Source organism: Paracoccus beibuensis (assembly GCF_026162625.1).
GTDB classification, from domain to species: Bacteria; Pseudomonadota; Alphaproteobacteria; order Rhodobacterales; family Rhodobacteraceae; genus Paracoccus; species Paracoccus beibuensis.
Genome location: NZ_JAOTBD010000027.1, coordinates 23,054 through 48,393, shown reverse-complemented (window position 1 = coordinate 48,393; position 25,340 = coordinate 23,054). Strand labels below are relative to the sequence as shown.

The window sequence follows — 25,340 nt, the reverse complement described above, 5'->3', positions numbered from 1 at the left end:
ATTCGCGCCGCCGTGCTTAACGGCTACACGGCGCTCGGCATACCTGTCACAGAGCTCGTGGGATAAGTCCGCCCGGGGAAAGGGGAAGTCCGGCCTTCAAGCTCTTTGCGCAACAAAGCTTCGCCTTCGTGGAAAGAGTCAAGGTGCCCGCATATTCCTCGAAGACGATCCCGGCGAAGGGGAAGTTGCGGCGCATGTCCTGGCGGAGCGGCTGGGCGCCGGTGGCGGCATAGAACTTGTACGCCTCCTCGGTTTTCGGATGGGCGATCAGCTTGTCGAAGAATTCCCGGCTGACGAGGGCGTGCACATCGCTCATGCTCTCGCCGAGCAGATTGTCCTCGACCGCCCGCAATACCTCGCGAAGGCGCATATCGTCGGCCTGTCGATGGGCGGCTTTGCCACTTTGCACTTCGGCCTGACCTATCCCGACCGCGCCCTGTCGCTTCTGGTCGCGGGCGCAGGCTATGGCGCCGAGAAGGCTTTCGAGGAGTATTTCCGCGATGTATCCCTTGAGGTGGCGCAGCAGTTCGAGGCGCAGGGCGCGGAGCAATTCTCCCAAGTCTACGGGATGGCCGCTTCGCGCATCTCCTACCTGACGAAGGACCCGCGCGGCTGGGTCGAATTCCGGCAGCAGCTGGGCGAGCATGACTCGTTGGGCTCCGCCATGACGATGCGCGGAGTGCAGGCGCGGCGCCCTTGATCTATGATCTGGAAGACCGGCTGGCAAAGCTGGAATTGCCGCTCCTGGTCATGGCTGGCGATGAGGACGACCATTGCCTGCAGCCGGGCATCTTCCTTAAGAAGACCGTGCCCGCCTCGGGTCTGGCGATCTTGCCGAAGAGCGGACACACGCTGAACCTCGAGGAGCCGGCGCTGTTCAACCAGTTCATGGCCGATTTTCTGGCCCAGGTGGAAGCCGGCGCGTGGACTGCACGCGATCCGCGCTCGAACCCGGCGCAAATCATGCGGACCAGCTAAGCGATGGCGGGAGCATGGGCGCAAACCATCGATGCAGATCGGCTGTGGTCCAGCCTGATGGATCTGGCGCGCTTCGGCGGCTTTGGTTCGGGCGGGGTCAATCGTCCCGCCCTCTCCGACGCCGAGATCGAGGCGCGGGGCTGGCTTGTCGGCCAAGCGCACCGCGCCGGGCTGAGGCCCTATACCGACGAGATAGCCAATCTCTTCCTGAGGCTGGAGGGCGCCAATCCCGACCTCCCCCCCTCCTGATTGGCTCGCATATCGATAGCCAGCCGACGGGGGGACGCTTCGACGGAACCTATGGGGTGATGGCCGGATTCGAGTTGCTGCGCGCCCTCTCTTTCGCCGGCATCACGCCGGCAAGAAGCATCGAGGTCGTCGCTTGTCGCCGCCGAGGCCGCGCTGGACGTCTTCGTGGAGAAATACGGGGCGAAATACCAGAGGGCCGCGACCTGTCTGACCAAGGACCGCGAGGCGCTACTGGCCTTCTACGATTTTCCGGCGGACCACTGGGACCATCTGCGCACATCGAACCCGATCGAGAGCGTGTTCGCCACGGTCAGACATCGCACCGTCCGCACCAAGGGCGCGCTGTCCCAGAAAACGGCCCGACTGATGGTCTGCAAGCTCGTGCAAGCTGCCGCAAAGGGATGGCGACGCCTGAAGGGCGCGAACCAGTTGCCAATGGTCATCGAGGGCGTCAAATTCACCGACGGCGTCATCGACGCCAAAAACCGCGCCGCCTGATCACAGCGCGTCACCCATTTCCGGGCATAGCTCCGAGGACGAGATCAACCGGCTGCTCGATCTGCTGACGCTGTTGAACATGTCGGCAGGCGCACTGCACAAGGATCAAAGCCGGGCCCTGTCGGCAGGTCTGGACGTCGCGACCACTGTGGTGATCGACATGCAGGTGCGGCTGGCCGACATGCGATCGGCGGAGGCAGTCTGATCATGGCCCGGCCTTCCGCCCCTTCAATGCCGACAGAGCGCCAGATCCAGGACGCATTCAAGGCTGTCTCTGTGGTGCACCCGGCGCGCGCATTGCGCGCGTCGGTCCCGAGGGCGTCACCTTCGAATATCCGGAGGGGCGCAAGCAATCGGGCAACTGGGATCACAAGCCGTTCTCTGCGGAGGGCGCATGAGGACCGTTCCCTATCTGCGGTCGAAGCTGCGCCGGGGCACGTGGTTTCACACCTACCGCCGCGGCGACAAGGAGATCTCACTCGGTGTTCACGGCTTGCACCCGACCGACCCTCGCGTGTTCGCGGCATATTGCGCGGAACATGCGCGGTGAGAGCAAAGCCCGCCCGATACGGCCACGCCAAAAGGCGGCACCTTTGCCTGGGCGTTGGGTATCTACAGGGCCAGCCCGACTTGGGCGAAGCTTGCCCCGTCAACCCGCAGGAGCCGCGAATCGATCTTCCGGCGATATGTGAAAGCACAGGGCAGCCGCCCCTTGTCGAGTATTGCGCCCGAGGACATTGAGGCGGCATTGTACGCCAAAGGCGGCAACGCAGCGGTGAACGAGCTAAAGGCGCTTAAGCCGATTTTCGTTCATGCTCACAAGCTACGCATCATCCCGGCCGACCCGACGCGCGGCTTGAAGATGGACCGGCCGGAAACGGACGGCTTCGCGACGGCCGAGGCCGAGGAGATCGCAGCGTTCCAGAAGCTGTGGTCTGCCGATACGGTCGAGCGCCTGGTGTTCGATCTGGCGCTCTACACCGGCGCCGCACGGGCCGATCTGGCCAAGCTGGGGCGGCGGAACATTACAGACGGCGTTCTGCAGTATCGTCGGCAGAAGACGAAGACGCTGGCCCAGGTGCCGCTGACGCCCGAGCTGCGCGCGGTCATTGCCCGCGCTCCGCACATCGCGCCGGCCTTCATCCTGAACCGCAAGGGCAAGCCCTACACGGCCGAGAGCCTGGGCAACCTCTTCCGGGATGCGGCAACGAAAGCAGGGATGGTCGCGCGCTTGCACGGTCTGCGCAAAGCCTTCTGCGTCTATTGGGCGGAGAAGGGCGCAACGACGCACCAGATTGCGGCAATGGCCGGGCACATGACGCTAGGAGAGGTCGAGCGCTACACGCGCGCGGCCGATCGATTGAAGATGGTCAAAGTTCTGGTCGAGGGATCATGAAACGGGACACGCAAGCCCAAGAACGGGACACACTCGGCCAAGCCGATGTAACTAAACGTGAAATCCACGCGAAAGTTGAAAGTGGTGAGCCCAACAGGATTCGAACCTGTGACCCACTGATTAAAAGTCAGTTGCTCTACCAACTGAGCTATGGGCCCATCACGAGGCGGTTCCTAGGGGGGGTGGCCGGTGAGGTCAAGGCAAAAAATGATCTCTCTGGCGGAATCGTTTCCCGGGCCCTATATCGCGCCCCATGACACAAGCTTTCCCCGCAGGCCTGCCGTTCCTGAAGATGCACGGTCTTGGCAATGATTTCGTGATCCTGGACCTGCGCGGCGGCGTTGCCCGTCCGGCACGGGACCTTGTCGCGCGCATTGCCGACCGGCACCGGGGAATCGGCTTCGACCAGTTGGCGGCCATCGAGGATGCCGATGACGCGGATGCGCGGCTGGTCTTCTGGAATGCCGATGGCTCGATCAGCGCGGCCTGCGGGAACGCGACGCGCTGCATTGCGCGGCTGCTGATGGATCAGACGAGCAGGGACCGGCTGCGTCTGCGGACGGATCACGGGCTGCTGCTGGCCGAGGATGCGGGCGACGGGCTGACCCGCGTGAACATGGGTCCGCCGGTTCTGGACTGGCAGGCCATCCCGCTGGCGCAGGAGGTCGATATCGACCACCTGCCCATCGAAGGTGACCCTGTCGCCACGGGCATGGGTAATCCTCATGCGACGTTCTTTGTCCCGGACGCGGCGGCGGTCGAGCTGGACCGCTTCGGGCCGGCCATGGAGCATCATTCCCTCTATCCCCAGCGCACGAACGTCGAGGTGGCGCAGGTCCTCTCGCGCGATGAGATCCTGCTGCGGATCTGGGAACGGGGAACGGGGGCGACGCTGGCCTCGGGGTCCTGTTCCTGCGCGGCGGTGGTGGCGGCGGCGCGGCGCGGCCTGACGGATCGGCGCGTCACCGTGAACGTGCCGGGCGGGCGGCTGCTGATCGACTGGCGCGAGGATGGCGTCTGGATGGAGGCGCCTACCGCACTGGTCTTCCGCGGCAGCCTGGACCCCGGGTGGCTGGCATGAGCGCGCCGGTCTTCTCGACCCTCGGCTGCCGCCTGAACGCCTACGAATCCGAGGCGATGCGCGAGATGGCCGAGGCGGCCGGCCTGTCGGGCGCGGTCGTCGTGAATACCTGCGCCGTCACGGCCGAGGCGGTCCGCAAGGCGCGCCAGGAAATCCGCCGGCTGGCGCGCGAAAATCCCGGCGCACCGGTGATCGTCACAGGCTGCGCGGCCCAGACCGAACCCGAGACCTTCGCCTCGATGCCCGAGGTCACCAAGGTCATCGGCAACCACGAGAAGATGCAGCCCGAGACCTGGGCCTCCCTGCGCGCACCGGACCTGATCGGAGAGACCGAGAAGGTCGTCGTCGACGACATCATGTCGGTCAGGGAAACCGCCGGCCACCTGATCGACGGATTCGGGCGCCACCGGGCCTATGTGCAGGTCCAGAACGGCTGCGACCACCGCTGCACCTTCTGCATCATTCCCTTTGGCCGCGGCAATTCGCGGTCGGTCCCCGCGGGCGTCGTGGTCGAGCAGATCAAGCGGCTGATCGGGCGCGGCTTCAACGAAGTCGTGCTGACCGGCGTCGATCTGACCAGCTGGGGCGCCGACCTGCCGGGCGCGCCACGGCTTGGCGACCTGATCATGCGAATCATGCGCCTTGTGCCGGACCTGCCGCGGCTGCGGATCAGCTCCATCGACTCGATCGAGGCTGACGAGAACCTGATGCTGGCCATCGCGACCGAGCCTCGCCTGATGCCGCATCTGCACCTGTCGCTGCAGGCGGGCGACGACATGATCCTCAAGCGGATGAAGCGCCGCCACGGGCGCGACGATGCGATCCGCTTCTGCGAGGAGGCGCGGCGGCTGCGTCCCGACATGATCTTCGGCGCCGACATCATCGCGGGTTTCCCGACCGAAACCGACGCGATGTTCGAGAACAGCGTGAGGCTGATCGGTGATTGCGGGCTGACCTTCCTGCACGTCTTTCCGTATTCGGCCCGCAAGGGCACCCCGGCGGCACGGATGCCGGCGGTCAAGGGTCCGGTGATCCGCGACCGGGCCGCGCGGCTGCGGGCGGCGGGGGACGACGCGCTGCGGGCGCATCTCGACGCCCAGGTCGGGCAGTCGCATCGCGTACTGACCGAGGGGCCGCGCCTGGGGCGGACCGAGCAGTTCACCGAGGTCGCCTTCGCCGAGGATCAGCCGGAAGGCACGTTGATCGACCTGCGCATCGGCGGGCATGACGGGCGCCGGCTGCTGGCCTGAGCCGGGACGAGGCAGGGGGCGCTGCCCCGGTCCTTCGGACTCCCCCGGGGTATTTGGGCAACAGAGATGTCGCGGGTTGTCCCTGTTCGCAGGGCGGCCTAGCCTTCCCCTGAGGTGAGGAGGACTGGCTGTGATCTTGTGGACGCATGACAGCGCGACCGGGCATGTGACGCCCGAGGGGCATCCCGAACAGGTGGCGCGTTATGGCGCTGTCATGGCAGCGCTGGAGGGGTTGGCGCTGGATCGGCGCGAGGCGCCTTTGGCCGATGACGGCGACGTGCTGCGCTGCCACCCGGCGCGGTACTTGGAGGGGCTACGGATCGGCGGCTCTCGGATGCTCGATGCGGATACGTACCAGTCGCCGGCCAGCCTGGAGGCCGCGATGCGGGCCGTGGGCGGTGCCTGCGCGGCGGTGGATGCCGTGCTGGCGGGCGCAGACGAACGCGCCTTTGTCGCAATGCGCCCGCCGGGCCATCACGCCGAGCGCGAGACCGCGATGGGGTTCTGCCTGCTGGGCACCGCCGCCATTGCGGCCATGCGGGCGCTGGATCACCACGGGCTGGAACGGGTGGCGGTGCTGGATTTCGACGTCCATCACGGCAACGGCACGCAGGACCTGCTGTGGAACGAGGAACGGGCGTTCTTCGCGTCCAGCCACCAGATGCCGCTCTATCCCGGAACGGGGGCTGCCTCTGAAACGGGGGCGCATGGGCAGGTCCTGAACGTGCCGCTGCCGCCGGGATCGGACGGGATGCTGGCGCGGCGCGCGTGGGATCACATCCTGCCGCAGGTGCGGGCGCATCGGCCGCAGCTGGTGATCGTCTCGGCCGGGTTCGACGCGCATGCGGCCGATCCGCTGGCGCAGCTGGAATGGGACGAGGACGACTTTGCCGCCATCACCCGCGCGATCTGCGACATGGCGGCCGATTGCGGGGCCCCGGTGGTATCCTGCCTGGAAGGTGGTTATGATCTGGCGGCTCTGGGACGCTCGGTGCGGGCCCATGTCGAAGTGCTGATGGAGGCCGCTGAATGAGCGATATCAACACCCTCTCGTTCGAGGAGGCCATGCGCGAGCTGGAGGCCACGGTGGGCAAGCTGGAAACCGGCGAGGCCACGCTGGAGGAGTCGATCAAGCTCTATGAACGCGGCGCGGCGCTGCGGGCGCATTGCGAGGCGCGCCTGCGCGAGGCCGAGGAGCGGGTCGAGAAGATCACCCTCGCCGCCAGCGGGCAGCCGACGGGAACCGAGCCGGCCGAGGGCCTGTGATGCAGGACCGCCTGGCCCGCGTCAGGGTCGACGTGCAGGCCGAACTGGACCGCGCCGTCGATGCCCTGCCGGGCGGAGATCTGTCGGATGCCATGCGCTATGCGCTGCAGGGCGGCAAGCGGTTGCGGGCGTTTTTGGTGATGGAGTCGGCGCGGCTGCACGGTGTCGCCGATGCGGCCGCGCTTCCGGTCGCCGCCGCGATCGAGGCGCTGCACGCCTACAGCCTGGTTCACGACGACCTGCCGGCGATGGACGACGACGACCTGCGCCGCGGCCAGCCCACGGTGCATGTGCGCTGGTCGGAAGCCACCGCGATCCTTGCGGGTGATGCGTTGCAGACGCTGGCCTTCCAGCTGCTGGCGGATGACCGGATCGGATCGCCCGATGCCCGGCTGCGGCTGGTCGACGCCCTGGCGCGCGCGGCCGGGGCCGAGGGGATGGTCTGGGGCCAGGCGCTGGACATCGCGGCCGAAACGGCCGGAACGCCCCTGGACCTGGACGCGATCAAGATGCTGCAGGGCGGAAAGACCGGCGCCCTGATCCGTTTCGCCGCGACCGCAGGGCCGCTGATCGCCGGCGTCGATCCCGCCGCGCTCGACCGCTATGCCGATGCGCTGGGGCTGGCCTTCCAGATCGCCGACGACATCCTTGACCTGACCGGGGACGAGGCCGTGACCGGCAAGCGCGTCGGCAAGGACGCCGACGCCCGCAAGGCGACCTTCGTGTCGTTGCTGGGCCTGCCCGGCGCGCAGGCCGAGGCGCGGCGACTTGTCGCCGTCAGCGAGCGGGCGCTGGCGGGCTATGGTGACGCCGCCCGGAACTTGCACGAGCTTGCGCGCTTCGTTATCGAGCGCGACACCTGAACGCCCGCCCCAAGGAGGGCCAGCCATGACCGACCGACCCAAGACTCCGCTGCTGGACCGCGTGTCCCTGCCATCCGACCTCAAGGCGCTGAGCGACTTCGACCTTGGCCGCCTGGCCGACGAATTGCGGGCCGAGACGATCAGCGCCGTCAGCGTGACGGGCGGTCACCTGGGCGCGGGGCTGGGCGTCGTGGAACTGACCGTGGCGCTGCATGCGGTCTTCGACACTCCGCGCGACAAGCTGATCTGGGACGTGGGCCACCAGTGCTATCCGCACAAGATCCTGACCGGGCGGCGCGACCGCATCCGCACGCTGCGGATGGGCGGCGGCCTGGCCGGCTTCACCAAGCGCACCGAGAGTCCCTTCGACCCGTTCGGGGCGGGACATTCCTCGACCTCGATCTCGGCGGCGCTCGGCTTTGCGACGGCGCGCGACCTGGGCGGCGATCCGGGCGACGCCATCGCCGTCATCGGCGACGGCGCCATGAGCGCGGGCATGGCCTACGAGGCGCTGAACAACGCGGGCCATGAAGGCCGCCGCCTGTTCGTGATCCTGAACGACAACGAGATGTCGATCGCCCCGCCCGTGGGCGCGATGTCGTCATATCTGACGCGCCTTTACGCCGGCGGACCGTTCCAGGAGCTGAAGGCGGTGGCAAAGGGAGCCGTCGGCATGCTGCCCGACGCGTTGCAGGAAGGCGCGCGCCGCGCCAAGGAAATGCTCAAGGGCATGACCATCGGCGGCACCTTGTTCGAGGAACTGGGCTTTTCCTATATCGGCCCGGTCGATGGTCACGACATGGAACAGTTGCTGCCGCTCTTGCGCACCGTCCGGGCGCGGGCGGACGGGCCGGTGCTGATCCACGTGGTCACCAAGAAGGGCAAGGGCTATGCCCCCGCCGAAACCGCCGCCGACAAGGGCCATGCCACCGGCAAGTTCGATGTCATCACCGGCGTTCAGGCCAAGGCCAAGTCGAACGCGCCCAGCTATACCAGCGTCTTCGCTAAGGCGCTGATCGATGAGGCATCGCGCGACGACCGCGTCCTGGGGATCACTGCGGCGATGCCGGATGGGACAGGGCTGAAGCAGTTCGCGCAGCGCTTCCCGCGCCGCTGCTTCGACGTCGGCATTGCGGAACAGCATGCCGTGACCTTTTCGGCCGGGCTGGCTGCAGGGGGGATGAAGCCCTTCTGCGCGATCTATTCGACTTTCCTGCAGCGCGGCTACGACCAGGTGGTGCATGACGTGGCGGTCCAAGGCCTTCCGGTGCGCTTCGCCATCGACCGCGCGGGGCTTGTGGGGCAGGACGGCCCGACCCATTCGGGCGCCTATGACATCGCGTTCCTGGCCAATCTGCCGGGCTTCGTCGTCATGGCGGCGGCGGACGAGGCCGAACTGGTCCACATGGTCGCCACGGCGGCAGCCCATGACAGCAGTCCCATCGCCTTCCGCTTTCCGCGCGGCGAAGGCACGGGCGTCGAGATGCCCGAACGCGGACAGGTCCTGCCCATCGGGAAGGGCCGCATGATTGCGGAGGGGACGGGCATCGCCATCCTATCGTTCGGGACGCGCCTCTCCGAGGTGATGACCGCCCGTGAGGCGCTGATGGCGCGGGGGATCACGCCCACCGTGGCCGACGCGCGGTTCGCCAAGCCGCTGGACCGCGACCTGATCCTGAAGCTTGCCCGCGACCACGACGCGCTGATCACCGTCGAGGAAGGCGCCATCGGCGGCTTTGGCAGCCACGTGGCGCAGCTTCTGGCCGAGGAAGGGGTCTTCGACCACGGGCTGCGCTTCCGGTCGATGGTGCTGCCCGACGCGTTCGTGGACCATGACGCGCCGCGGGCGATGTACGACACGTCCGCGCTGAACGCCCAGCATATCGAGGACAAGGTCCTGTCGGTGCTGGGCGTCGACCGGCTGGAAAACCGCCGCGCCACCTGAGGCGCCCTGGTCAACGACCGTCCGGTCCCCGGTACTGCACGCGGCCACGGCACTGTGCAGCCTCACCCATAGCTTCGCACCAGGGCGTTCGCGATCATGCCCCATCCGTCCACGACGACGAAGAACGCCAGCTTGAAGGGAAGCGAGACGACGACGGGCGGCAGCATCATCATGCCCATCGACATCAGCACCGCCGATACCACCAGGTCGATGATCAGGAACGGCAGGGCGACCAGGAACCCGATCTCGAATGCGCGCTGGATCTCGGACAGCATGAAGGACGGGATCAGCACCGACAGCCGGTCGGCGGCGCCAGCGCCCGGCGCGACCTCCGCCAGGGCGGCCAGCGTGTCGGGGTCGGTGCGCGCGGCCATGAAGCCCTGGAACGGCACGATGCCGCGTTCGAACGCTGCGGCGATGCCGATCTGGCCCTGCTGAAGGGGGACGGCGGCGACCTGCCAGGCCTCGCGCAGGACCGGGTCCATGATGAACCAGGTCAGGAAGATCGACAGGCTGACGATCAGCATGTTCGGCGGCGACTGTTGCAGTCCAATGGCCTGCCGCAGGATCGACAGCACCGTCACGATGAACGGGAAGGCGGTCACCATGATCGCGATGCCGGGCGCCAGCGACAGCGCCGTCAGGCCCACGACCAGCAGGACGGCGTTCTCGCCCAGACCGTCGCCCAAGACCTCGGTCAAGCCCTGTGCCTGGGCCGCGGCCGGAAGCAGCGCCCCGGCCAGGAGGATCGCGATGCGAATCACGATGCCGCCGTCGTGCCTACGATGCGCACGCAGAGGCGATCCTCGGTCGTGCCGTCGCCGGTCAGTTCGCCGCGGGCGATGACCTTGTCGCCGATGCAGATCTCGACTCCGTCCTCGATCGCCTGGTCGAGGACCAGGACATCGTCGGGGCGCAGTGCCGACAGCTGCGCGACCGTCTGGCGCGTTCGGCCAAGGCGGATGGTCACCTCGACCTGGATGTTGTCGGTGTCGATCAGGTGCTTCAGTGCGTCCATTGGTTCTGGTCCTCGTTGATTTCTTCAAGAAGGGCGCGGATGTCGCCCGCGATGGCGTCCGGAGCGATCTCGATCCTGCCGCCCTGCAGCGTCACGAGGATCCTGTCGGTGGGTGCCGCCCCGATCTCGATCCCATCAAGGCCGGCTTGGGCGACGCAGAGTTCCACCAGCGCGCGAAGCCGATCCGAACACGCGATGCGCGCGGTCAAGGGCTGGCTACGCTGCGCAAGGCGCGCCAGTTCCGCCCGCAGCGCCTCTTCCAGCCGACGAGAGGATGCGGGCGGCGCGATCAGGTCGACGATCTGCGTCAGGATCGGGCAGAGCGCGTCCACCGCATCCTGACGCAGTTGTTGGCGGCGGGCCTCGTCGGCGGCAAGGCTTTCGGCAAGCTGCGCCAGCCCCGCGCCAAGCGACCGCAGTTCGGCATCCTCGGCCTGGGCACGGGCATCCGCGACGCCGTCGGCATAGGCCTGGTCCAGCTCCTCTTGCGTGAAAGTGACCACGGCGCCGCGATCCGTCAGGGCGGTCGAGAAGGATTCCAGCTTGAACATGGCCAGGCTCAATTCGCGCTCTCCTTGTTGTCGATCCAGCCCGAGAGGATCTTGACGCTTTCCTCACGACGTTCCTTCATCATCTCCTTCAGGCGGGCGACCGGATCGGCCGACGGCAGCGCCAGCGTTTCCAGGCCGGGGAATTCGATCGGCACGATGCGCGGGTTGTCCGGCGACGGCTCGTCGTCGATGGTGCCCGAAAGGCCGCTCATCATCGGCGGCATGGGCGGAAGGCTGGTGTCCAGCACCGGTGCCTGCGGCGCGGTGCGGGCCTTCAGGATCGGGCGCAGCACCGCGAATATGGCCGCCAGCGCGAAAAGCCCGATCAACGCGATCCGCAGCAGGTCGTTCAGCGCCAGCCGGTCCAGCAGCCCGGGCTGGGCCAGCGTGCCGTCCTCGCCCAATGCGGCGAAGGGCATCGACTTCACGGTGATCAGGTCGCCGCGGGCCTCGTCGTAGCCAACCGCCGATGCGACAAGCTCCCGCAGTGTTTCCAGCTCGGCGTCGGGGCGTGGCATCATGGTCGTCTGCCCCTCGGCATCGACCTGCGGCGTGCCGTTGACCAGAACGGCGACGGTCAGGCGGCGGGTTTCGCCGGGTTGACGCTGCACTTCACGGGTCACGCGGCTGACCTCGTAATTCGCCTGGCTGCGGTTTTCCGACCGGGCGCTCTGGCTGGCGTCGCCGGGCTGATCTTCGGCATCGGGAAGGTTCGATGCCGCGGTCACCGCGCCCGATCCGGTCGAGTTGCTCTCGTCCGTGGTTTCCTCGGTCACGGTCGAGATCAGCGCCCTCTGTTCGGGGTCGTATCGCTGTTCGGTCAGCAGCTCGGTCTCGGTCACCACATCCAGGTTCAGCTCGACGATGGCGTTGCCGATGCCGACATGGGGTTCCAGAATGCGCTCCACGTTGCGCTTCATCTCGGAGGCGCGGTCGGCGCCCGTGTGATCCTCGGACGCGGCGATGATGCCCCGCTGCGTGTCGATCACCGTCACCCGGTCGGGCTGCATCCCCGGCACACCGGAGGAGATCAGGTATTTCAGCGAAGACGCCTGCTCGCGCGAGATCGGTTGCCCGTTCGTGGTCAGCGTCACCGAGGCGCTGCCGTTCTGGTCGCGCCGATAGCCGCGCCCGTTCTCGACGGCCAGGTGCACGCGGGCCGTCTGGACGTTGGGCAGCGCTAGGATGGTGCGCGCCAGCTCGCCTTCTTTTGCGCGCCAATAAGCGGCGTCGAACATCTGCGATGTGGTGCCAAAGCCCGACATGCCGTCCAGCAGCTCGTATCCGGTGCTGCTGGCGGCGGGCAGGCCCTGCGCGGCAAGGTCCATGCGCAGCCGGTCGCGCTGGTCGGCATCGACATAGATCGAATCGCCACGCACCTCGTAGGGGATGCCGGCGCGTTCGATGCCGGCGATCACCTCGCCCGCCTGTGCCGAATCAAGACCGCCATAGATCAGGGCCATGCTGGGGCGGCTGGCCATCCATCCGAACCCGGCGATCACGAGGAACGTGCCCAGGAAGGCGGCCCCCAGGATCATGCGCTGTTGAGAGCTTCGCTCGTTCCAGTAGTCCTGCAGTTTTTGCAAAACGCTCCCCTTTCGATTCGGCGCGTCGTGGTCGTCTGAGCCTGAAATGACATGTCCGATGTTAAGAATTGGTTAGTCGCATCCTGATATTTCCGTCTCGTCAGGACGGAGAATCACGATGACCGACGCTGCTGCAGCGCCAGCCGAAAGGGCGCCTGGAAAGAAGGGCTTGCTGATCCCGCTGGCGGCCACGCTGGTGCTGGGCGGGGTGGGCTTCGCCTCGACCTATCTGGGGATCTGGTCGCCCGCCGGGATGCTGGCCGGCACGCCCGAGCCAGAGGTCTCGACCGAACACCTGTCGGTCGAGTTCATCGACGTGCCCACGATCGAGATCGTCATCCCCGGCGGCCGTGCGCGAAGCCTGGTCCTGTCGGCGACGATCGAGACCGACAGCACTCACAAGGCCGAGGTTTCGCACCTGATGCCGCGCGTCTCGGACGCGTTCACGACCTTCCTGTCAGGTGTCGACCCGGCGGCCTACGACAAGCGCGGCGTTCTCGAGGTGATCCGCGCCGAGCTGGTCACCCGGACCCGCTATGTCTTGGGCGAGGAACCGGTCAAGGACCTTCTGATCACGGAGTTTCGATTCAAATGACGGTGGAAAATCTGATGCAGGCCCTTCTGCTGGCCGCCTGCCTGGGGCTTGGTGGTTTCTGCCTGGCGCTGACGCGCCGGCTGCGCAAGCTGAACGACCTCGAAACCGGGCTGGGCGGAGCGATCGCCATCATGGCCGCCGAAGTCGACCGGCTGGAGCGGGCGATCCGCCAAGCCCGCGACGAGGCAACCGCCGCCAGCCAGGGCCTCGCGGAAGAGATCGAGACTGCGCGTCGCGAACGGGCAATCTGGGATCTGCGCCAGCGCATCGGGGCCGCCGCGGCCGAGGCGCCGCGGACCGAGGGACGGCGGCTGCGCAAGCGGGCGGGGGTCGCAGATGGGTAAGCCGCTGCTTCCTATCCTGACGCTGATGTTCGTCGTTCCCGCCGCCGCCATGCTGTGGAAGGGACAAGAGATCGCGGGTTCGTTCGCCGCAGTCGCCGCAGCGCCCGACGAGCTTCTGGACGGCTGCCGCGACGTCCCCGAGGCCGTCGCCCTGGCGGAAGAACTTCGCGACCGGGCCCTGCGGATCGAGCGCTACATGCAGGACATCGACACCCGCAAGCAGGAGCTTGCCACGGCCGAGGCGACGCTGCGCGAACGCCTGCAGGAACTGCGTGCGCAGAAGGACAGCCTCGGCGCGACAACGGCCGGCGATACCCAGGCCGTTCGTACCGACATCGACCGGCTCATCGCGGTCTATGACCAGATGAAGCCCGCCGAGGCGGCCGCTGTTCTGACTAACCTCCCCGCCGATTTCGCCGCCGAGATCCTGATGAGGGTTCAGCCCGAAACGGGCGCCCGGATCATCGCAGCGGTCGAACCCCGCCAAGCCGCGCTGCTGACCGCCCAGATGGGCGCCCGCAGCGTCCGTACCCCATAAGGACGACAGCATGTTCGGTTTCGTAGGCATTATCCTGACGGTGGTCATGGTGTTCGGCGGCTATATCCTGGCCGGCGGGAAGATGGGCGTGATCATGCACTCGCTGCCCTTCGAGATGATGATGATCATGGGGGCGGCGGTCGGGGCATATATCCTGGGCAACGACAGCCACGTGCTCAAGCATACGCTCAGCGGGCTGGTCAGGGCGTTCAAGGGACCGAAATGGACGGCGCAGGACCACCAGGACGTGCTGTGCCTGATGTTCCAGCTGCTCAAGATCGCGCGCGAGAACCCGGTAGCGCTGGAACAGCACATCGAGACGCCGGGCGAATCGCCCATTTTCGGCGCCTATCCCCGGCTGGCGGCGGACCACAACATCGTCTCGCTGATCGCCGACACGCTGCGGTCGGCCAGCCTCAACTACGACGATCCCTACCAGGTCGAGGACATGCTGTCGCGCCGGATCGCGGTCCTGCGAGAGGAGGAGATGCACGTCCCTCACGCCCTGCAGACCATGGCCGACGCTCTGCCGGCCCTGGGCATCGTCGCGGCCGTCCTGGGCGTGATCAAGACGATGGCCTCGATCGATCAGCCGCCGGCGGTTCTGGGCAAGATGATCGGCGGCGCGCTGGTCGGGACGTTTCTGGGCGTGTTCCTGTCCTATGGCTTCGTTGCGCCCTTGGCGAACCGGCTGGGTGGGGTCGTGAAGCAGGACCTGGGCTTCTATGATGTCGTCAAGTCGGTTCTGGTCGCGGGGCTGCACCAGCATGCGACGACGCTTTGCGTCGAGGTCGGGCGGCAGGCCGTGCCCGAGCATGTCCGTCCCAGCTTCGATGCGCTGGAAGGTGCCCTCCGCGAGCTGAAGAAGGCGGCGTGATGACGGGCATCGGCCTTCTGTTCCTGGTCGGCGCGCTGAATGCCGGCACAGTCGCGCAGACCGACTTCGACCGGTTCGCTGAAACGGCGTCGGGCTGGCTGCTGGCCGGGCAGGGGTTGCCGCGCGACTATCGCGTCACGCTGATGCAGATGGAGGCCGCCGACCGCATCCGCGCCATCGCCTACCTGCGCCGTCTTGGCCTGATGACCGGGCGTCCTTGGCCCATCGACGACATCCTGCGCCCCGCGACCGATGAAACGGAACCACCGGAATGACCCCCATCGCCGCCGTGAACGGAAAGAAAGGCAAGTTCCTGGACGCGCCGCTGCTGGTGACGGGCGGGCTCGTTCTGGTGGTGATCTCGCTGGTCATCCCGCTGCCTGCCAGCATCCTGGACCTTGGCATCGCGATCTCGATCGCCACGGCGACGTTGATCCTGGTGATGGCCTCGCTGGTTGAAAAGCCCACCGATTTCCAGGCTTTCCCGGTGCTACTGCTTGTCAGCCTGGTGATCCGCCTGTCGCTGAACGTGTCGTCGACCCGGCTCATCCTGACCGAAGGACAGAACGGGAAAGAGGCCGCGGGCCACGTCATCAACGGCTTTGCCGATTTCGTCGCCGGGGGGTCGATCCTGGTGGGCATCACGGTCTTCGCGGTGATCTCGGTCGTGAACTTCATGGTGATCACCAAGGGCTCGGGCCGCATGGCCGAGGTTGCGGCGCGGTTCGCGCTGGATTCGCTGCCCGGCAAGCAACTGGCCATCGACGGCGACCTGAACGCCGGTGCCATCGACCACCAGGAAGCCAAGCGGCGACGCATTGCCGAACAGCGCGAGATCAGCTTTTTCGGCTCGCTCGACGGCGCGTCGAAGTTCGTCAAGGGCGATGCCTTGGCGGGCATCGTTATCACGATGATCAACCTCTGCATCGGCCTGGCGGTCGGAATCGTGGTTCACGGCATGCCCCTTGCCGAGGCCGCTTCGACCTATTCGCACCTGACCATCGGCGACGGCCTCGTCAGCCAGATCCCCGCGCTGATCACCTCGATGGCAGCGGCCCTGCTGCTGTCGCGCGGCGGTGCCACGGACACGACGGCCGACCTGCTCTCGCGGGAATTCACCCGCAGGTGGCAGCCCGCCGTCATGGTGGCGGTGGCGATGATCGTCATCTCGTTCGTGCCGGGGATGCCGCGCCTGCTGTTCCTGTCGATTGCGGCAGCGATGGGCGCGCTGGCATGGCGCATCGCCAACAGGCCAGAGATCGATGACAGCGCAGACCGGCCTGCCGCCGAAGCCGCCGTGCAGCCCGCCGCCAGGATCGGCGACGTGCTGGACACCGACGACATCGCGGTGGAGATCGGGTCGGACCTGATCGTAACGGCGCTGGACCAGGCGCGGGGGTTGGGCAGCCGCATCTCGAACCTGCGGATCCACATCGCGCGAAGCTTCGGGATGATCCTGCCCGATGTGCGGATCACCGATACCGACGACCTGCCGCCGGGCGATTACCAGATCCGCATCCAGGGTGTCGTGCGAGGCCGTGGCACCCTGAGGCCGTCCGAGGTTCTGGCGCTCGGCCCTGATACGGTGCTGTCCGACCTGCGCGGCACCCCGGTCCGCGAACCGGTCTATTCCAGCCCCGCCCGCTGGATCCAACCTGCCGATCAGGAGGATGCGGCGACTCTTGGCGCGACCATCGTCACGCCGATGGAGGTGCTCTCCACCCACCTCATGGAGGTGGTGAAGGCCAACCTGCCGGTCTTGCTGACGCTTGGGGCGATGCAGCGTCAGATCGAGGAGCTGAAGACCCTGTCGGACGCCGGCCGGGCCGAGCGGAATCGCAAGTATTTCGACAGCATGATCCCCGAAAAGGTGACGCCCGAGACCCTTCTGGCGATCCTGCGCGCGCTTCTGGAGGAACGCATCTCCATCCGGAACCTGCCGCTGATCGTGGATGCGATCTGCGAATTCCGCGCGGTGGAGCAGCCCGAGACGATCTACGAACTGGTCAGGAAGCGCCTGCGCGGCCAGATTACCCAGCAATATGCCGACGAGGCCGGCCGCATTGCGGCGCTGCAACTGCACCCTGCCTGGGAGGCAGAGTTCGTGCGCGCCGATGCCGAAACAGGCCGCGCCGGCGGTGGCGCGATGACGCCGGCCATGTCCAAGCGCCTGCTGGACGCCGTCAGGAAGGCGCTGTCCCTGGCCGAGCCGGTGGCGCGCACCGTCGTCGTGGCGCCGGATCATCGCCGCCGCATGATCCGCGCGGTCCTGGGCGCGAACGGCGTCGCGATCCCCGTGCTGGGTTTGGAAGAGGTCGATCCCTCGGCCGAACTGCGGCTTCTGGGAACGATCGAGGCGGCATGATGTGGAACCAGCTCCAGTCGATCTTTCCGGGGCTCGACTGGTCGCTGGTGCTTGTCTACGCCCGCATCCAGGCGTGCATTCTGATCCTGCCGGGGCTTGGAGAGCGGGTCTTGAACGCTCGGGTCAAGGTCGCCATCGCCGTCGCGATTGCACCCCTGCTTGCCGGGGCGGTGCAACGGCAGGCCATGCCGGCGCAGCCCGTGGGAATGCTGGCCCAGATCGGAACCGAGGTGCTGCTGGGGTTCGCCACCGGGACGCTTCTGCGGCTTCTGGCCGTCGCGATCGACATCGCCACGACGGCGATCGCCGCGACCGCATCGCTGTCGCAGATTATGGGCATCCAGAACGAGATGGCGCCGCATCCCATCGGCAACCTGCTGCACCTGGGCGGCATCGCCATCCTGATGGCGCTCGGACTGCCGATCATGCTGGTCCAGCTGATGGCCGACAGCCTGAACCTCTGGCCCCCCGGTGCCCTTCCGTCGGCCGAGGGGCTGGCGATGGCCGTCTTGCGTGTCGTCACGGACAGCTTCTGGCTGGCGATGATGCTGGCCGCGCCCTTCACGCTCGGCGGCTTCCTGTTCCAGGCCCTGTCAGGCGTCGTCAACCGGGTGATGTCGGCGCTGCCCGTCGTCTTCATCGGCGCCCCCGCGTCCATCCTTCTGGCACTGGCGGCGCTTGCCATCCTGGCGCCGCTGCTGGTCGGGATCTGGGCCGACGCGGTGCTTGGCTTCATGCTGCCGCAGATCCCCTGAGGTGCCAGGATGAGCGAGGACAGCGACGACAAGCAGTTCGAGGCATCTGAACAGAAGCTTCAGCGCGCACGGGAAAAGGGGGACATCCCCCGCTCGACCGAGCTGAACGCGGCGACGATGTATCTGGGCGCTTTCCTCGCATTCTCGGTTGCGGCCGGCGTGGCGGTGCGTCAGTGGATGTCCATGGCGTCGCGCGCGCTTGGGGCCGAGGGTTGGGAGCCGGGGGCCACGGCGGTCGTGGCGCAGGCGCTGTGGGTGCATGCGGCGGTGGCGACAGTGGGACTGGCGATGCTGCTGGTCGCGGTCATCCTTCTGGGCCTGCTGGCGACGCGCAGCCTGATCTTTTCGCCGCAGAAGCTTGCGCCCGACATCAACCGCATCAACCCGATGAAGAACGCCGCACAGAAATTCGGGACGAACGGGATGGTGACCTTCGCCATCTCGCTGGGGAAGACGGCCCTGGTCTGCACGGGCGGCTGGCTCATGTTCCGCGCGCTGCTGGATCGGATCGCCGCGTCGTCCATGGCCGAGGGGCAATGGGTCGCGGCGCTTGGCACGATCATGGGGCAGGTGCTGCTGTTGGGACTGGTGGTATCGATCGTATTCACGATCCCCGACATCCTGTGGAAGTGGTTCGACCACCGGCGCAAGAACCGGATGAGCCGGAAGGAAATGCAGGACGAATACAAGGACTCGGAGGGCGATCCGCATCTGAAGGCGGCCCGCCGCCAGCGTGCCATCGACATCGCCATGAAGCAGATGCTGACCGACGTGGCAGGCGCCGACGTGGTGATCGTCAATCCGACGCACTATGCAGTCGCGCTGCAGTGGAAGCGCGGCTCGGGCCGCGCGCCGGTCTGCGTGGCCAAGGGCACGGACGAGATCGCGGCCCGGATCCGCTCCAAGGCCACCGAAGCGGGCGTTCCAATCTGGTCCGACCCGCCCTGCGCCCGCGCCATCCACGCGCAGGTCAAGATCGGCGACGAGATCCGCAGGGACCACTTCGCCGCCGTCGCCGCCGCGATACGTTTTGCCGAAAAGATGCGCCAGAAGGCGAGGGCAGGATGGTAGACAAGCTTGGGCAACTGTCACAGCTGGAGAGGATCGCACGGCTTCGCGCGGAGCGGCAGCTGAAGCACTTTGCCGCGTTCAACGCGCATATGACTGCGGCGCGGCAACGGGTCGACGCGTTGCAGGTATCCCTGGCGCAAAGCTATGACAGCACGGCGCCGCTGACCCTGCCCGAGGCGCGGATCGCCAATGCCCAAGCTGGCCGGGCCGCACGCGAACTTCGCCACGCCGACCAGGAGATGAAGCGGCTGGAGCCGCGCTTCGAGGCGGCCCGCCAGGTCGCCGCGCGGGAATTCGGCCGGGCCGAGGTCCTGCTGGGCCTCGGGGCGGCCGAGCAGCAGCGCCGCCTGAAAGAGAGGTACTGACACGCGCGGCGACATTGGACAGGCCCCGGCGGGAATGCTACGGACACTCAGCCAGCCGAGGAGGAGCCATGCTGCACGACAATCCGGGCGCCGACATGCCGCACAGCCGCAAGATCTGGACCGCGCCCGAGGCGCGGGCGCTGTTCGACCAGCCGCTGATGGACCTGCTGTTTCAGGCCCAGACCGTCCATCGGAAGCATTTCGACCCCAACCGCGTGCAGCTGAGCCGCCTTCTGTCGATCAAGACCGGCGGCTGCCCCGAAGATTGCAGCTATTGCAGCCAGTCGGCGCGCCACGATTCGGGCCTGTCCGCATCGAAGCTGATGGAAGTCCAGCGCGTGCTGGCCGAGGCCCGCCGCGCCCGCGATGCCGGTGCGACGCGCTATTGCATGGGGGCCGCCTGGCGCAGCCCCAAGCCCCGCGACATGCCGCAGATTGTCGCGATGATCGAGGGCGTGAAGGCCCTGGGGATGGAGACCTGCATGACCCTGGGCATGCTGGACGCCGACCAGTCGCGCCAGCTGGCCGAGGCGGGGTTGGATTATTACAACCACAACATCGACACGTCCGAAGCCTATTATGCCAACGTGATCACGACGCGCAGCTTCGATGAACGGCTGCAGACGCTGGAGAACGTGCGTCAAAGCGGCATCAAGGTCTGTTCGGGGGGGATCCTCGGGCTGGGCGAGGGGGCGCAGGATCGGGTCGACATGCTGGTGACGCTGGCGAACCTGCCGTCGCCGCCCGACAGCGTGCCGATCAACATGCTGATCCCGGTCGCGGGGACGCCGCTCGAGGATGCGGCCCCCGTCGATCCCATCGACTTCGTGCGCACCATCGCGACGGCGCGGATCATGATGCCGCGCAGCCATGTCCGCCTGTCGGCCGGCCGCACCGCCATGTCGGACGAGATGCAGGCGATGTGCTTCTTTGCCGGCGCGAACTCGATCTTCGTCGGCGACACCCTGCTGACCAAGGACAACCCCGAGGAAGAGAGCGACATGCGCCTCTTCGCCAAGCTGGGGCTGCAGCCGATGGTCGCGCACGAGCATCACCCCGAAGCCGACGAGATCCGCCGCGCGGCCCTGCTGGCGGCCGATCCGGCCATTCCTGTCCTTCGCTGAAGCACTGCATGGACCGATTGGCGGTTTACCGGCGCAATCTCGACGGGCTGGCGGCCGAGGCGCGGCTGCGCGGGCTGGCGCCCCGGCGCGGGATCGACTTCGCCTCGAACGACTATCTTGGGCTGGCGCAGTCTGATCGGCTGCGGCAGGCAGTGATGACGGCGCTGCAGGACGGGCTTCCGGTCGGCGCGGCGGGCTCGCGCCTGCTGCGCGGCAACACCGGCGTTCAGGCGGGGTTCGAGGAGGCCGCCGCGCGGTTCTTCGGGGCCGAGGCCGCGCTTGGGTTCGGCGGCGGCTATGTCGCCAACTTCGCCGTGATCACGACGCTGCCGCAGCGCGATGACCTGCTGCTGATGGACGAGCTGTCCCATGCCAGCACGCATGAAGGCGCCCGGGCCGGGCGCGCCGCTGTGACGACCTTCCGGCACGGCGACGTCGGGCATGCCCAAGAAGTGATCACCAGTTGGCGGCGCGGCGGCGGCAGCGGCGCCGTCTGGATCGCGGTCGAAAGCCTCTACAGCATGGACGGCGACATCGCGCCGCTGGACGACCTGATGGCGCTGGCCGACCGCGAAGGCTTTCTGCTGATCGACGAGGCGCATGCCACGGGCGTCTTCGGCCCCGATGGCCGGGGGCTGGGGCATCACCTGGAAGGCCGCGACAACGTCCTGACGCTGCACACCTTGGGCAAGGCGCTTGGCGGCTCGGGCGCGCTGATCTGCGGGGCGCGCTGCCTGATCGACTTTCTGGTCAACCGCTGCCGCCCCTTCATTTTCGCCACCGCGCCGTCGCCGCTGATGGCCGCGGCCGGGCAAGAGGCGCTGGCGATCCTGCGGGACGAGCCTTGGCGGCGCAAGCAACTGGCGGACCACGTCGCCACCTTCGGCGCTGAAATGGCCCGCCGCCTGCCGCAGGTGCCCGTGAGCGGCAGCCAGATCGTCCCGCTGATCGTCGGGCCGAACGCCGCGACCATGGATCTGGCAGCGGCCGTGCAGGCGCGGGGCTTCGATGTGCGCGGCATCCGCCCGCCGACCGTGCCGGAAGGGACGTCGCGGCTGCGGGTGTCGCTGACGCTGAATTCCAGCCGCGCCGACGTGGTCCGGTTGGCCGAGGCGCTGGAGGAACTATGGCCAGATATGTGATCACGGGCACCGGCACCGACGTCGGCAAGACGGTCTTTGCGGCCGGTCTGTGCGGGCTGATCGGTGCCGACTATTGGAAGCCGATCCAGTCGGGATTAGCGGGCAACGTCCCGAATGTCTCGGCCGCCACATCCTTTCACCCCCAACCTGGCACCGACCGGGCCGAGGTCCTGCGCCTGTCCGGCGCCCGCATCCACCCCGAGGCGCACCTGCTGCAACAGCCCCTGTCACCGCATCGCGCGGCCGAGTTGGACGGAGTCATGCTGGATCCGGACGCCCTGACGCCACCGGATGCGGCGCGGCTGGTGATCGAAGGGGCGGGAGGTGCCTTGGTGCCGATCACGCGGCAGGTGCTCTTTGCCGACCTCTTCGCGCGCTGGCAACTGCCGGTGATACTAGTGGCGCAGACGGGGCTGGGCACCATAAGCCATAGCCTGACGGCGCTCGAAAGCCTGCGGGCGCGCGGCGTGCCGGTGCATGGCGTTGCCTTCACCGGGCAGCCGAACGACGACAACATGACGACCATCGGCCAGATCGGGCGCGCTCGCGTGCTGGGGCGGCTGCCCCTGCTGCCGCACCTGGACCGCGACAGCCTGGCGCAGGCGATGGCCGAGAATTTCCGCGTCGAGGATTTCGCATGACCCGTAGAAGTTCCGTGTGGCACCCGTTCTTCCAGCACGCGACCGAGCCCGCCCCCCCTTGCGCCATCAGCAGCGAGGGCGCCTATATCCACACCGGCCGCGGCCCGCTCCTGGACGCGATCAGCAGCTGGTGGGTGGTCACCCACGGCCATAATCAGCCCGAGATCGTGCAGGCGATCCGCGACACGGCCGGGCAGCTGGACCAGGTGATCTTCGCCAATGTCACCCATGCCCCGGCCGAGGACCTGGCCGAGGCGCTGGTCGCCATGACGCCTAAGGGGCTCGACCACGTATTTTACAGCGACAGCGGGTCGACGGCGGTCGAGGTCGCGCTGAAGATGGCGCTGGGTTACTGGCGACACGAGGGCGATGGCCGCCATCGGATTGCGGTGATCGAGGACAGCTATCACGGCGACACCATCGGCACGATGAGCGTGGGCGAGCGCGGCGTCTTCAACGCTGCCTATGACCCGCTGATGTTCGCGGTCGACCGGCTGCCCTTCCCGCAGGGGGACGGCGCGGCGACCTTGGCCGCCTTTGACGCGCTGGCGGCCAGCGGACAGATGGCCGCGCTGATCCTGGAGCCCCTCGTCCTGGGGGCAGGCGGCATGCGGATGTACGGATCCTCGGTGCTGGCCGGGCTGCGGGGGATCTGCGACCGCCACGACGTGCTGATGATCGCTGACGAGGTCATGACCGGCTGGGGACGCACCGGGCGGCTTTGGGCCTGCGACCACGCCGGGGTGGCACCGGATATCCTCTGCACCTCCAAGGGACTGACGGGGGGCGTGATCCCGTTGGCGGCGACATTGGCCAGCGCGCGGATCTTCGATGCGCACAGGTCCGGGGATCGTCGGCGGACCTTCTATCACTCCAGCAGCTATACCGCGAATCCCATCGCCTGCGCGGCGGCGCTGGCGCAGGTGCGGCTGTGGCAGTCGAGCCCGATGCAGGCGCGACTGGACGAACTTGGCGCGATGCAGGCGCGCCACTTGGCGGCGCTGGCCGGCGATCCGCGGTTCGAGAACCCGCGCCAATGCGGCACCATCGCCGCAATCGACCTGAAAGTCCCCAAGGGTGGTTATCTGTCAGAGGTCGGGCCAAGAATGCGAGCGCATGTCATGGCGGAAGGGGTGCTGCTGCGGCCCTTGGGCAACACGGTCTATGTCCTGCCGCCCTATTGCGTCACGCCTGATGATCTGGACCAGGCCTGGGGCGCGGTCGCCTCATTCCAGGTCTAGGTCGACCCAGACCAGCTTGCGGTGCGAGGCCGTGGCGACAGCCTCGGCCAAGGGATCGCCCGGCGCGGGCCACAGAACGCCCGAGGCGATCACCTCCAACCCCTGCGCCGGCAGGACATAATCCAGCCGCAGGTTGCCCACGCGGTCGTATTCCGCCGTGTCCAGCGCCGGATCGCCCCGATGGTCCGCATTGGCCCCGGTCTGCGGCGGCTGCCAGTCGCCCCGCGGGGCCGGATCCTGCGCCACCTGCAGCAGCGCGTTCAGCGCCGCCGAGTCGCCGTCGCCATCCACTGGGTCGAGGTTCAGGTTGCCGATCACGACGAAGGGCGCCTCGGGCAGGTGGTCCAGCCAGAACGCGGCCTCGTCGTGATTGCGGGCGACATTGCGGTCCTCGAATGCTGGCGGCGTCGCCGAGAATGCCAGCAGGTGCAGCGGCCCGGCCGGTCCCTGCAGCGCGATGTCCCAATGCGCGGCGCTGGACAGGCGCTGCACGTCCGCATGCGGGGACGGCGGCATCCGGTTGCCCGGCATGTCGCGCCACAGCGTCGCGCTGTGATCGGTCACGCCAAGAATCGGCAGCCGCGACAGCAGCGCCATGGCCTGCTGGCCCGTGAATTCGCCATAGCCCTGGGCGTCGCGCGGCTGTCCCGCCCGTCCGTCGGCGTCGAGGTCCAGCCCGGCCTGCAGCCCCCGGTTCGTCCGCCCGGCGAAGCGGTGCGGCATCGGGTGGCCTTCGCGGTCCAGCAGGTCAGCGAAGGCGTCCAGCGCGCGGCCGTCCAGGTCCCAGTCGAAGCCGGTCAGCAGGATCGCGTCGGGCACCATCGCCACCACTGCCTGCGCGGCCGCCAGCACCTGCGGATCGTCGCGGCCGATATCACGCATCAGAAGACCCGGGCCGCCGCGCGACAGGCCGGGATCCCAGGTGGCGATCCTGACCGGTTCGGCCGCTGCCGGCCCGGCCAGAACCGCGAGAAGGGCAAGCGCCCTCAGATCCAAGGGCGGGCCTGGGCCATCTGCGATTCAAAGGCGTCGATGGTCGGCGCCTTTTCCATCGTCAGGCCGATATCGTCCAACCCGTTCAGCAGGCAGTGCTTGCGGAAGGGGTCCACCTCGAAGGCAAAGCTGGTGCCGTCAGACGCGGTAACTGACTGGTTTTCCAGATCGACCGTGATGCGCGCATTGGCGCCGCGGCCCGCATCCTCCATCAGCGCGTCCACGGCCTCTTGCGGCAGGACGACGGGCAGGATGCCGTTCTTGAAGCAGTTGTTGAAGAAGATGTCGGCGAAGCTGGTCGAGATCACGCAGCGGATGCCGAAATCCAGCAGCGCCCAGGGTGCGTGTTCGCGCGACGACCCGCAGCCGAAGTTGTCGCCTGCGACCAGGATCTGCGCGTCGCGATAGGCGGGCTGGTTCAGCACGAAGTCGGGCTGCTCGTTCCCGTCGCGGTCATAGCGCATCTCGTCGAACAGGTTGACGCCCAGCCCCGAACGCTTGATCGTCTTCAGGAACTGTTTCGGGATGATCATGTCGGTATCGATATTGACCAGCGGCATCGGGGCCGCGATTCCGGTCAGAGTGGTAAACTTGTCCATGTGTCCTTC

The 25,340-nt window shown here is 67.5% G+C and carries 30 protein-coding genes, 1 tRNA gene and 2 pseudogenes; 25 read left to right on the top strand and 8 right to left on the bottom strand.

The window, feature by feature from the left end:
- Positions 1-130: 130 nt before the first annotated feature.
- Positions 131-367: pseudogene (locus OC159_RS14880) on the bottom strand (major capsid protein); the annotation flags it as partial.
- Between OC159_RS14880 and OC159_RS14875 the strand changes: the two are divergent.
- The 6 genes and pseudogenes from OC159_RS14875 to OC159_RS14850 all read left to right on the top strand — a co-directional run bounded on the left by OC159_RS14875 (position 302) and on the right by OC159_RS14850 (position 3,121).
- Positions 302-700, top strand: coding sequence for an alpha/beta hydrolase (locus OC159_RS14875; RefSeq protein WP_265501965.1), 399 nt, complete (start codon positions 302-304; stop codon positions 698-700). The pseudogene OC159_RS14880 and the gene OC159_RS14875 sit on opposite strands and share 66 nt — an antisense overlap.
- Entirely contained in the window at positions 697-978 is a 282-nt protein-coding gene (locus OC159_RS14870; protein WP_265501959.1) for an alpha/beta fold hydrolase, read from the top strand. The genes OC159_RS14875 and OC159_RS14870 overlap by 4 nt, the downstream gene beginning before the upstream one ends.
- A 3-nt stretch (positions 979-981) precedes the next feature.
- Positions 982-1,227, top strand: coding sequence for a hypothetical protein (locus OC159_RS14865; RefSeq protein ID WP_265501958.1), 246 nt, complete (start codon positions 982-984; stop codon positions 1,225-1,227).
- Between the two features lie 135 nt (positions 1,228-1,362).
- Positions 1,363-1,725: pseudogene (locus tag OC159_RS14860) on the top strand (transposase); the annotation flags it as partial.
- Positions 1,726-1,804: 79 nt separating this feature from the next.
- Positions 1,805-1,930: a hypothetical protein gene (locus OC159_RS14855; protein WP_265501957.1), complete on the top strand. Its 126-nt coding sequence runs from the start codon at positions 1,805-1,807 to the stop codon at positions 1,928-1,930.
- Positions 1,931-2,413: 483 nt separating this feature from the next.
- A complete protein-coding gene (locus tag OC159_RS14850; protein WP_265501956.1) occupies positions 2,414-3,121 on the top strand; it encodes a tyrosine-type recombinase/integrase in 708 nt (235 codons plus the stop codon).
- Between the two features lie 82 nt (positions 3,122-3,203).
- On the opposite strand, the gene OC159_RS14845 is transcribed toward OC159_RS14850, so the two are convergent.
- A tRNA-Lys gene (locus OC159_RS14845) sits at positions 3,204-3,279 on the bottom strand.
- 95 nt (positions 3,280-3,374) lie between these two features.
- Between OC159_RS14845 and dapF the strand changes: the two genes are divergently transcribed.
- The 6 genes from dapF (at position 3,375) to dxs (ending at position 9,526) form a co-directional block, all read left to right on the top strand.
- Entirely contained in the window at positions 3,375-4,202 is an 828-nt protein-coding gene (gene dapF, locus OC159_RS14840; RefSeq protein ID WP_265501955.1) for a diaminopimelate epimerase, read from the top strand.
- A complete protein-coding gene (gene mtaB / locus OC159_RS14835; protein WP_265501954.1) occupies positions 4,199-5,452 on the top strand; it encodes a tRNA (N(6)-L-threonylcarbamoyladenosine(37)-C(2))-methylthiotransferase MtaB in 1,254 nt (417 codons plus the stop codon). The genes dapF and mtaB overlap by 4 nt, the downstream gene beginning before the upstream one ends.
- A 124-nt stretch (positions 5,453-5,576) precedes the next feature.
- Positions 5,577-6,485 carry a histone deacetylase family protein gene (locus tag OC159_RS14830; protein WP_265501964.1) on the top strand — a complete coding sequence of 303 codons (909 nt, stop codon included), beginning with the start codon at positions 5,577-5,579 and terminating at the stop codon, positions 6,483-6,485.
- Positions 6,482-6,718 (top strand): exodeoxyribonuclease VII small subunit, encoded by a 237-nt coding sequence (locus OC159_RS14825; RefSeq protein WP_265501953.1) that lies wholly within the window; start codon positions 6,482-6,484, stop codon positions 6,716-6,718. Before OC159_RS14830 ends, OC159_RS14825 begins: the two co-directional genes overlap by 4 nt.
- The gene (locus OC159_RS14820) at positions 6,718-7,581 is read left to right on the top strand and encodes a polyprenyl synthetase family protein (RefSeq protein WP_265501952.1); all 864 of its coding nucleotides are present in this window, start codon (positions 6,718-6,720) and stop codon (positions 7,579-7,581) included. The genes OC159_RS14825 and OC159_RS14820 overlap by 1 nt, the downstream gene beginning before the upstream one ends.
- A gap of 25 nt (positions 7,582-7,606) precedes the next feature.
- Positions 7,607-9,526 (top strand): 1-deoxy-D-xylulose-5-phosphate synthase, encoded by a 1,920-nt coding sequence (dxs, locus tag OC159_RS14815; protein WP_265501951.1) that lies wholly within the window; start codon positions 7,607-7,609, stop codon positions 9,524-9,526.
- A gap of 62 nt (positions 9,527-9,588) precedes the next feature.
- Here dxs and fliP read toward each other — a convergent pair whose 3' ends face one another.
- Genes fliP through fliF form a run of 4 tightly spaced genes read right to left on the bottom strand, consistent with a single transcriptional unit; the run spans position 9,589 to position 12,681 of the window.
- Positions 9,589-10,290 (bottom strand): flagellar type III secretion system pore protein FliP, encoded by a 702-nt coding sequence (gene fliP / locus OC159_RS14810; protein WP_265501950.1) that lies wholly within the window; start codon positions 10,288-10,290, stop codon positions 9,589-9,591.
- Entirely contained in the window at positions 10,287-10,544 is a 258-nt protein-coding gene (locus tag OC159_RS14805) for a FliM/FliN family flagellar motor C-terminal domain-containing protein (RefSeq protein ID WP_265501949.1), read from the bottom strand. The genes fliP and OC159_RS14805 overlap by 4 nt, the downstream gene beginning before the upstream one ends.
- Positions 10,532-11,107 (bottom strand): hypothetical protein, encoded by a 576-nt coding sequence (locus tag OC159_RS14800; RefSeq protein WP_265501948.1) that lies wholly within the window; start codon positions 11,105-11,107, stop codon positions 10,532-10,534. Before OC159_RS14800 ends, OC159_RS14805 begins: the two co-directional genes overlap by 13 nt.
- Positions 11,104-12,681, bottom strand: a complete 1,578-nt coding sequence (gene fliF / locus OC159_RS14795) for a flagellar basal-body MS-ring/collar protein FliF (RefSeq protein WP_265501947.1) — start codon at positions 12,679-12,681, stop codon at positions 11,104-11,106. The genes OC159_RS14800 and fliF overlap by 4 nt, the downstream gene beginning before the upstream one ends.
- Positions 12,682-12,799: 118 nt before the next feature.
- On the opposite strand from fliF, the gene OC159_RS14790 reads away from it, so the two are divergent.
- The 13 genes from OC159_RS14790 to OC159_RS14730 all read left to right on the top strand — a co-directional run bounded on the left by OC159_RS14790 (position 12,800) and on the right by OC159_RS14730 (position 23,739).
- Entirely contained in the window at positions 12,800-13,276 is a 477-nt protein-coding gene (locus tag OC159_RS14790) for a flagellar basal body-associated FliL family protein (protein WP_265501946.1), read from the top strand.
- A 14-nt stretch (positions 13,277-13,290) separates the two neighbouring features.
- The gene (locus OC159_RS14785) at positions 13,291-13,620 is read left to right on the top strand and encodes a hypothetical protein (RefSeq protein ID WP_265501945.1); all 330 of its coding nucleotides are present in this window, start codon (positions 13,291-13,293) and stop codon (positions 13,618-13,620) included.
- A complete protein-coding gene (locus tag OC159_RS14780; RefSeq protein ID WP_265501944.1) occupies positions 13,613-14,158 on the top strand; it encodes a MotE family protein in 546 nt (181 codons plus the stop codon). The genes OC159_RS14785 and OC159_RS14780 overlap by 8 nt, the downstream gene beginning before the upstream one ends.
- A 10-nt stretch (positions 14,159-14,168) precedes the next feature.
- Entirely contained in the window at positions 14,169-15,035 is an 867-nt protein-coding gene (gene motA, locus OC159_RS14775) for a flagellar motor stator protein MotA (RefSeq protein ID WP_265501943.1), read from the top strand.
- Entirely contained in the window at positions 15,035-15,310 is a 276-nt protein-coding gene (locus OC159_RS14770) for a hypothetical protein (RefSeq protein WP_265501942.1), read from the top strand. Before motA ends, OC159_RS14770 begins: the two co-directional genes overlap by 1 nt.
- The gene (locus tag OC159_RS14765) at positions 15,307-17,400 is read left to right on the top strand and encodes a flagellar biosynthesis protein FlhA (protein WP_265501941.1); all 2,094 of its coding nucleotides are present in this window, start codon (positions 15,307-15,309) and stop codon (positions 17,398-17,400) included. The genes OC159_RS14770 and OC159_RS14765 overlap by 4 nt, the downstream gene beginning before the upstream one ends.
- On the top strand, positions 17,397-18,155 hold the full coding sequence (locus OC159_RS14760) for a flagellar biosynthetic protein FliR (RefSeq protein ID WP_265501940.1): 759 nt from the start codon (positions 17,397-17,399) through the stop codon (positions 18,153-18,155). The genes OC159_RS14765 and OC159_RS14760 overlap by 4 nt, the downstream gene beginning before the upstream one ends.
- Positions 18,156-18,164: 9 nt before the next feature.
- Positions 18,165-19,226 (top strand): flagellar type III secretion system protein FlhB, encoded by a 1,062-nt coding sequence (gene flhB / locus OC159_RS14755; protein WP_265501939.1) that lies wholly within the window; start codon positions 18,165-18,167, stop codon positions 19,224-19,226.
- Positions 19,220-19,591 (top strand): hypothetical protein, encoded by a 372-nt coding sequence (locus OC159_RS14750; RefSeq protein ID WP_265501938.1) that lies wholly within the window; start codon positions 19,220-19,222, stop codon positions 19,589-19,591. Before flhB ends, OC159_RS14750 begins: the two co-directional genes overlap by 7 nt.
- 95 nt (positions 19,592-19,686) lie before the next feature.
- The gene (gene bioB, locus OC159_RS14745; RefSeq protein WP_265501963.1) at positions 19,687-20,715 is read left to right on the top strand and encodes a biotin synthase BioB; all 1,029 of its coding nucleotides are present in this window, start codon (positions 19,687-19,689) and stop codon (positions 20,713-20,715) included.
- Between the two features lie 8 nt (positions 20,716-20,723).
- Positions 20,724-21,857 carry an 8-amino-7-oxononanoate synthase gene (locus tag OC159_RS14740; RefSeq protein ID WP_407674138.1) on the top strand — a complete coding sequence of 378 codons (1,134 nt, stop codon included), beginning with the start codon at positions 20,724-20,726 and terminating at the stop codon, positions 21,855-21,857.
- The gene (gene bioD / locus OC159_RS14735) at positions 21,854-22,498 is read left to right on the top strand and encodes a dethiobiotin synthase (protein ID WP_322626732.1); all 645 of its coding nucleotides are present in this window, start codon (positions 21,854-21,856) and stop codon (positions 22,496-22,498) included. The genes OC159_RS14740 and bioD overlap by 4 nt, the downstream gene beginning before the upstream one ends.
- Positions 22,495-23,739, top strand: a complete 1,245-nt coding sequence (locus OC159_RS14730; RefSeq protein ID WP_265501935.1) for an adenosylmethionine--8-amino-7-oxononanoate transaminase — start codon at positions 22,495-22,497, stop codon at positions 23,737-23,739. Before bioD ends, OC159_RS14730 begins: the two co-directional genes overlap by 4 nt.
- Here OC159_RS14730 and OC159_RS14725 read toward each other — a convergent pair.
- Positions 23,725-24,735, bottom strand: a complete 1,011-nt coding sequence (locus OC159_RS14725; protein ID WP_265501934.1) for an endonuclease/exonuclease/phosphatase family protein — start codon at positions 24,733-24,735, stop codon at positions 23,725-23,727. The genes OC159_RS14730 and OC159_RS14725 overlap by 15 nt on opposite strands.
- A complete protein-coding gene (leuD, locus tag OC159_RS14720) occupies positions 24,726-25,331 on the bottom strand; it encodes a 3-isopropylmalate dehydratase small subunit (protein WP_265501933.1) in 606 nt (201 codons plus the stop codon). The genes OC159_RS14725 and leuD overlap by 10 nt, the downstream gene beginning before the upstream one ends.
- Between the last annotated feature and the right edge of the window lie 9 nt (positions 25,332-25,340).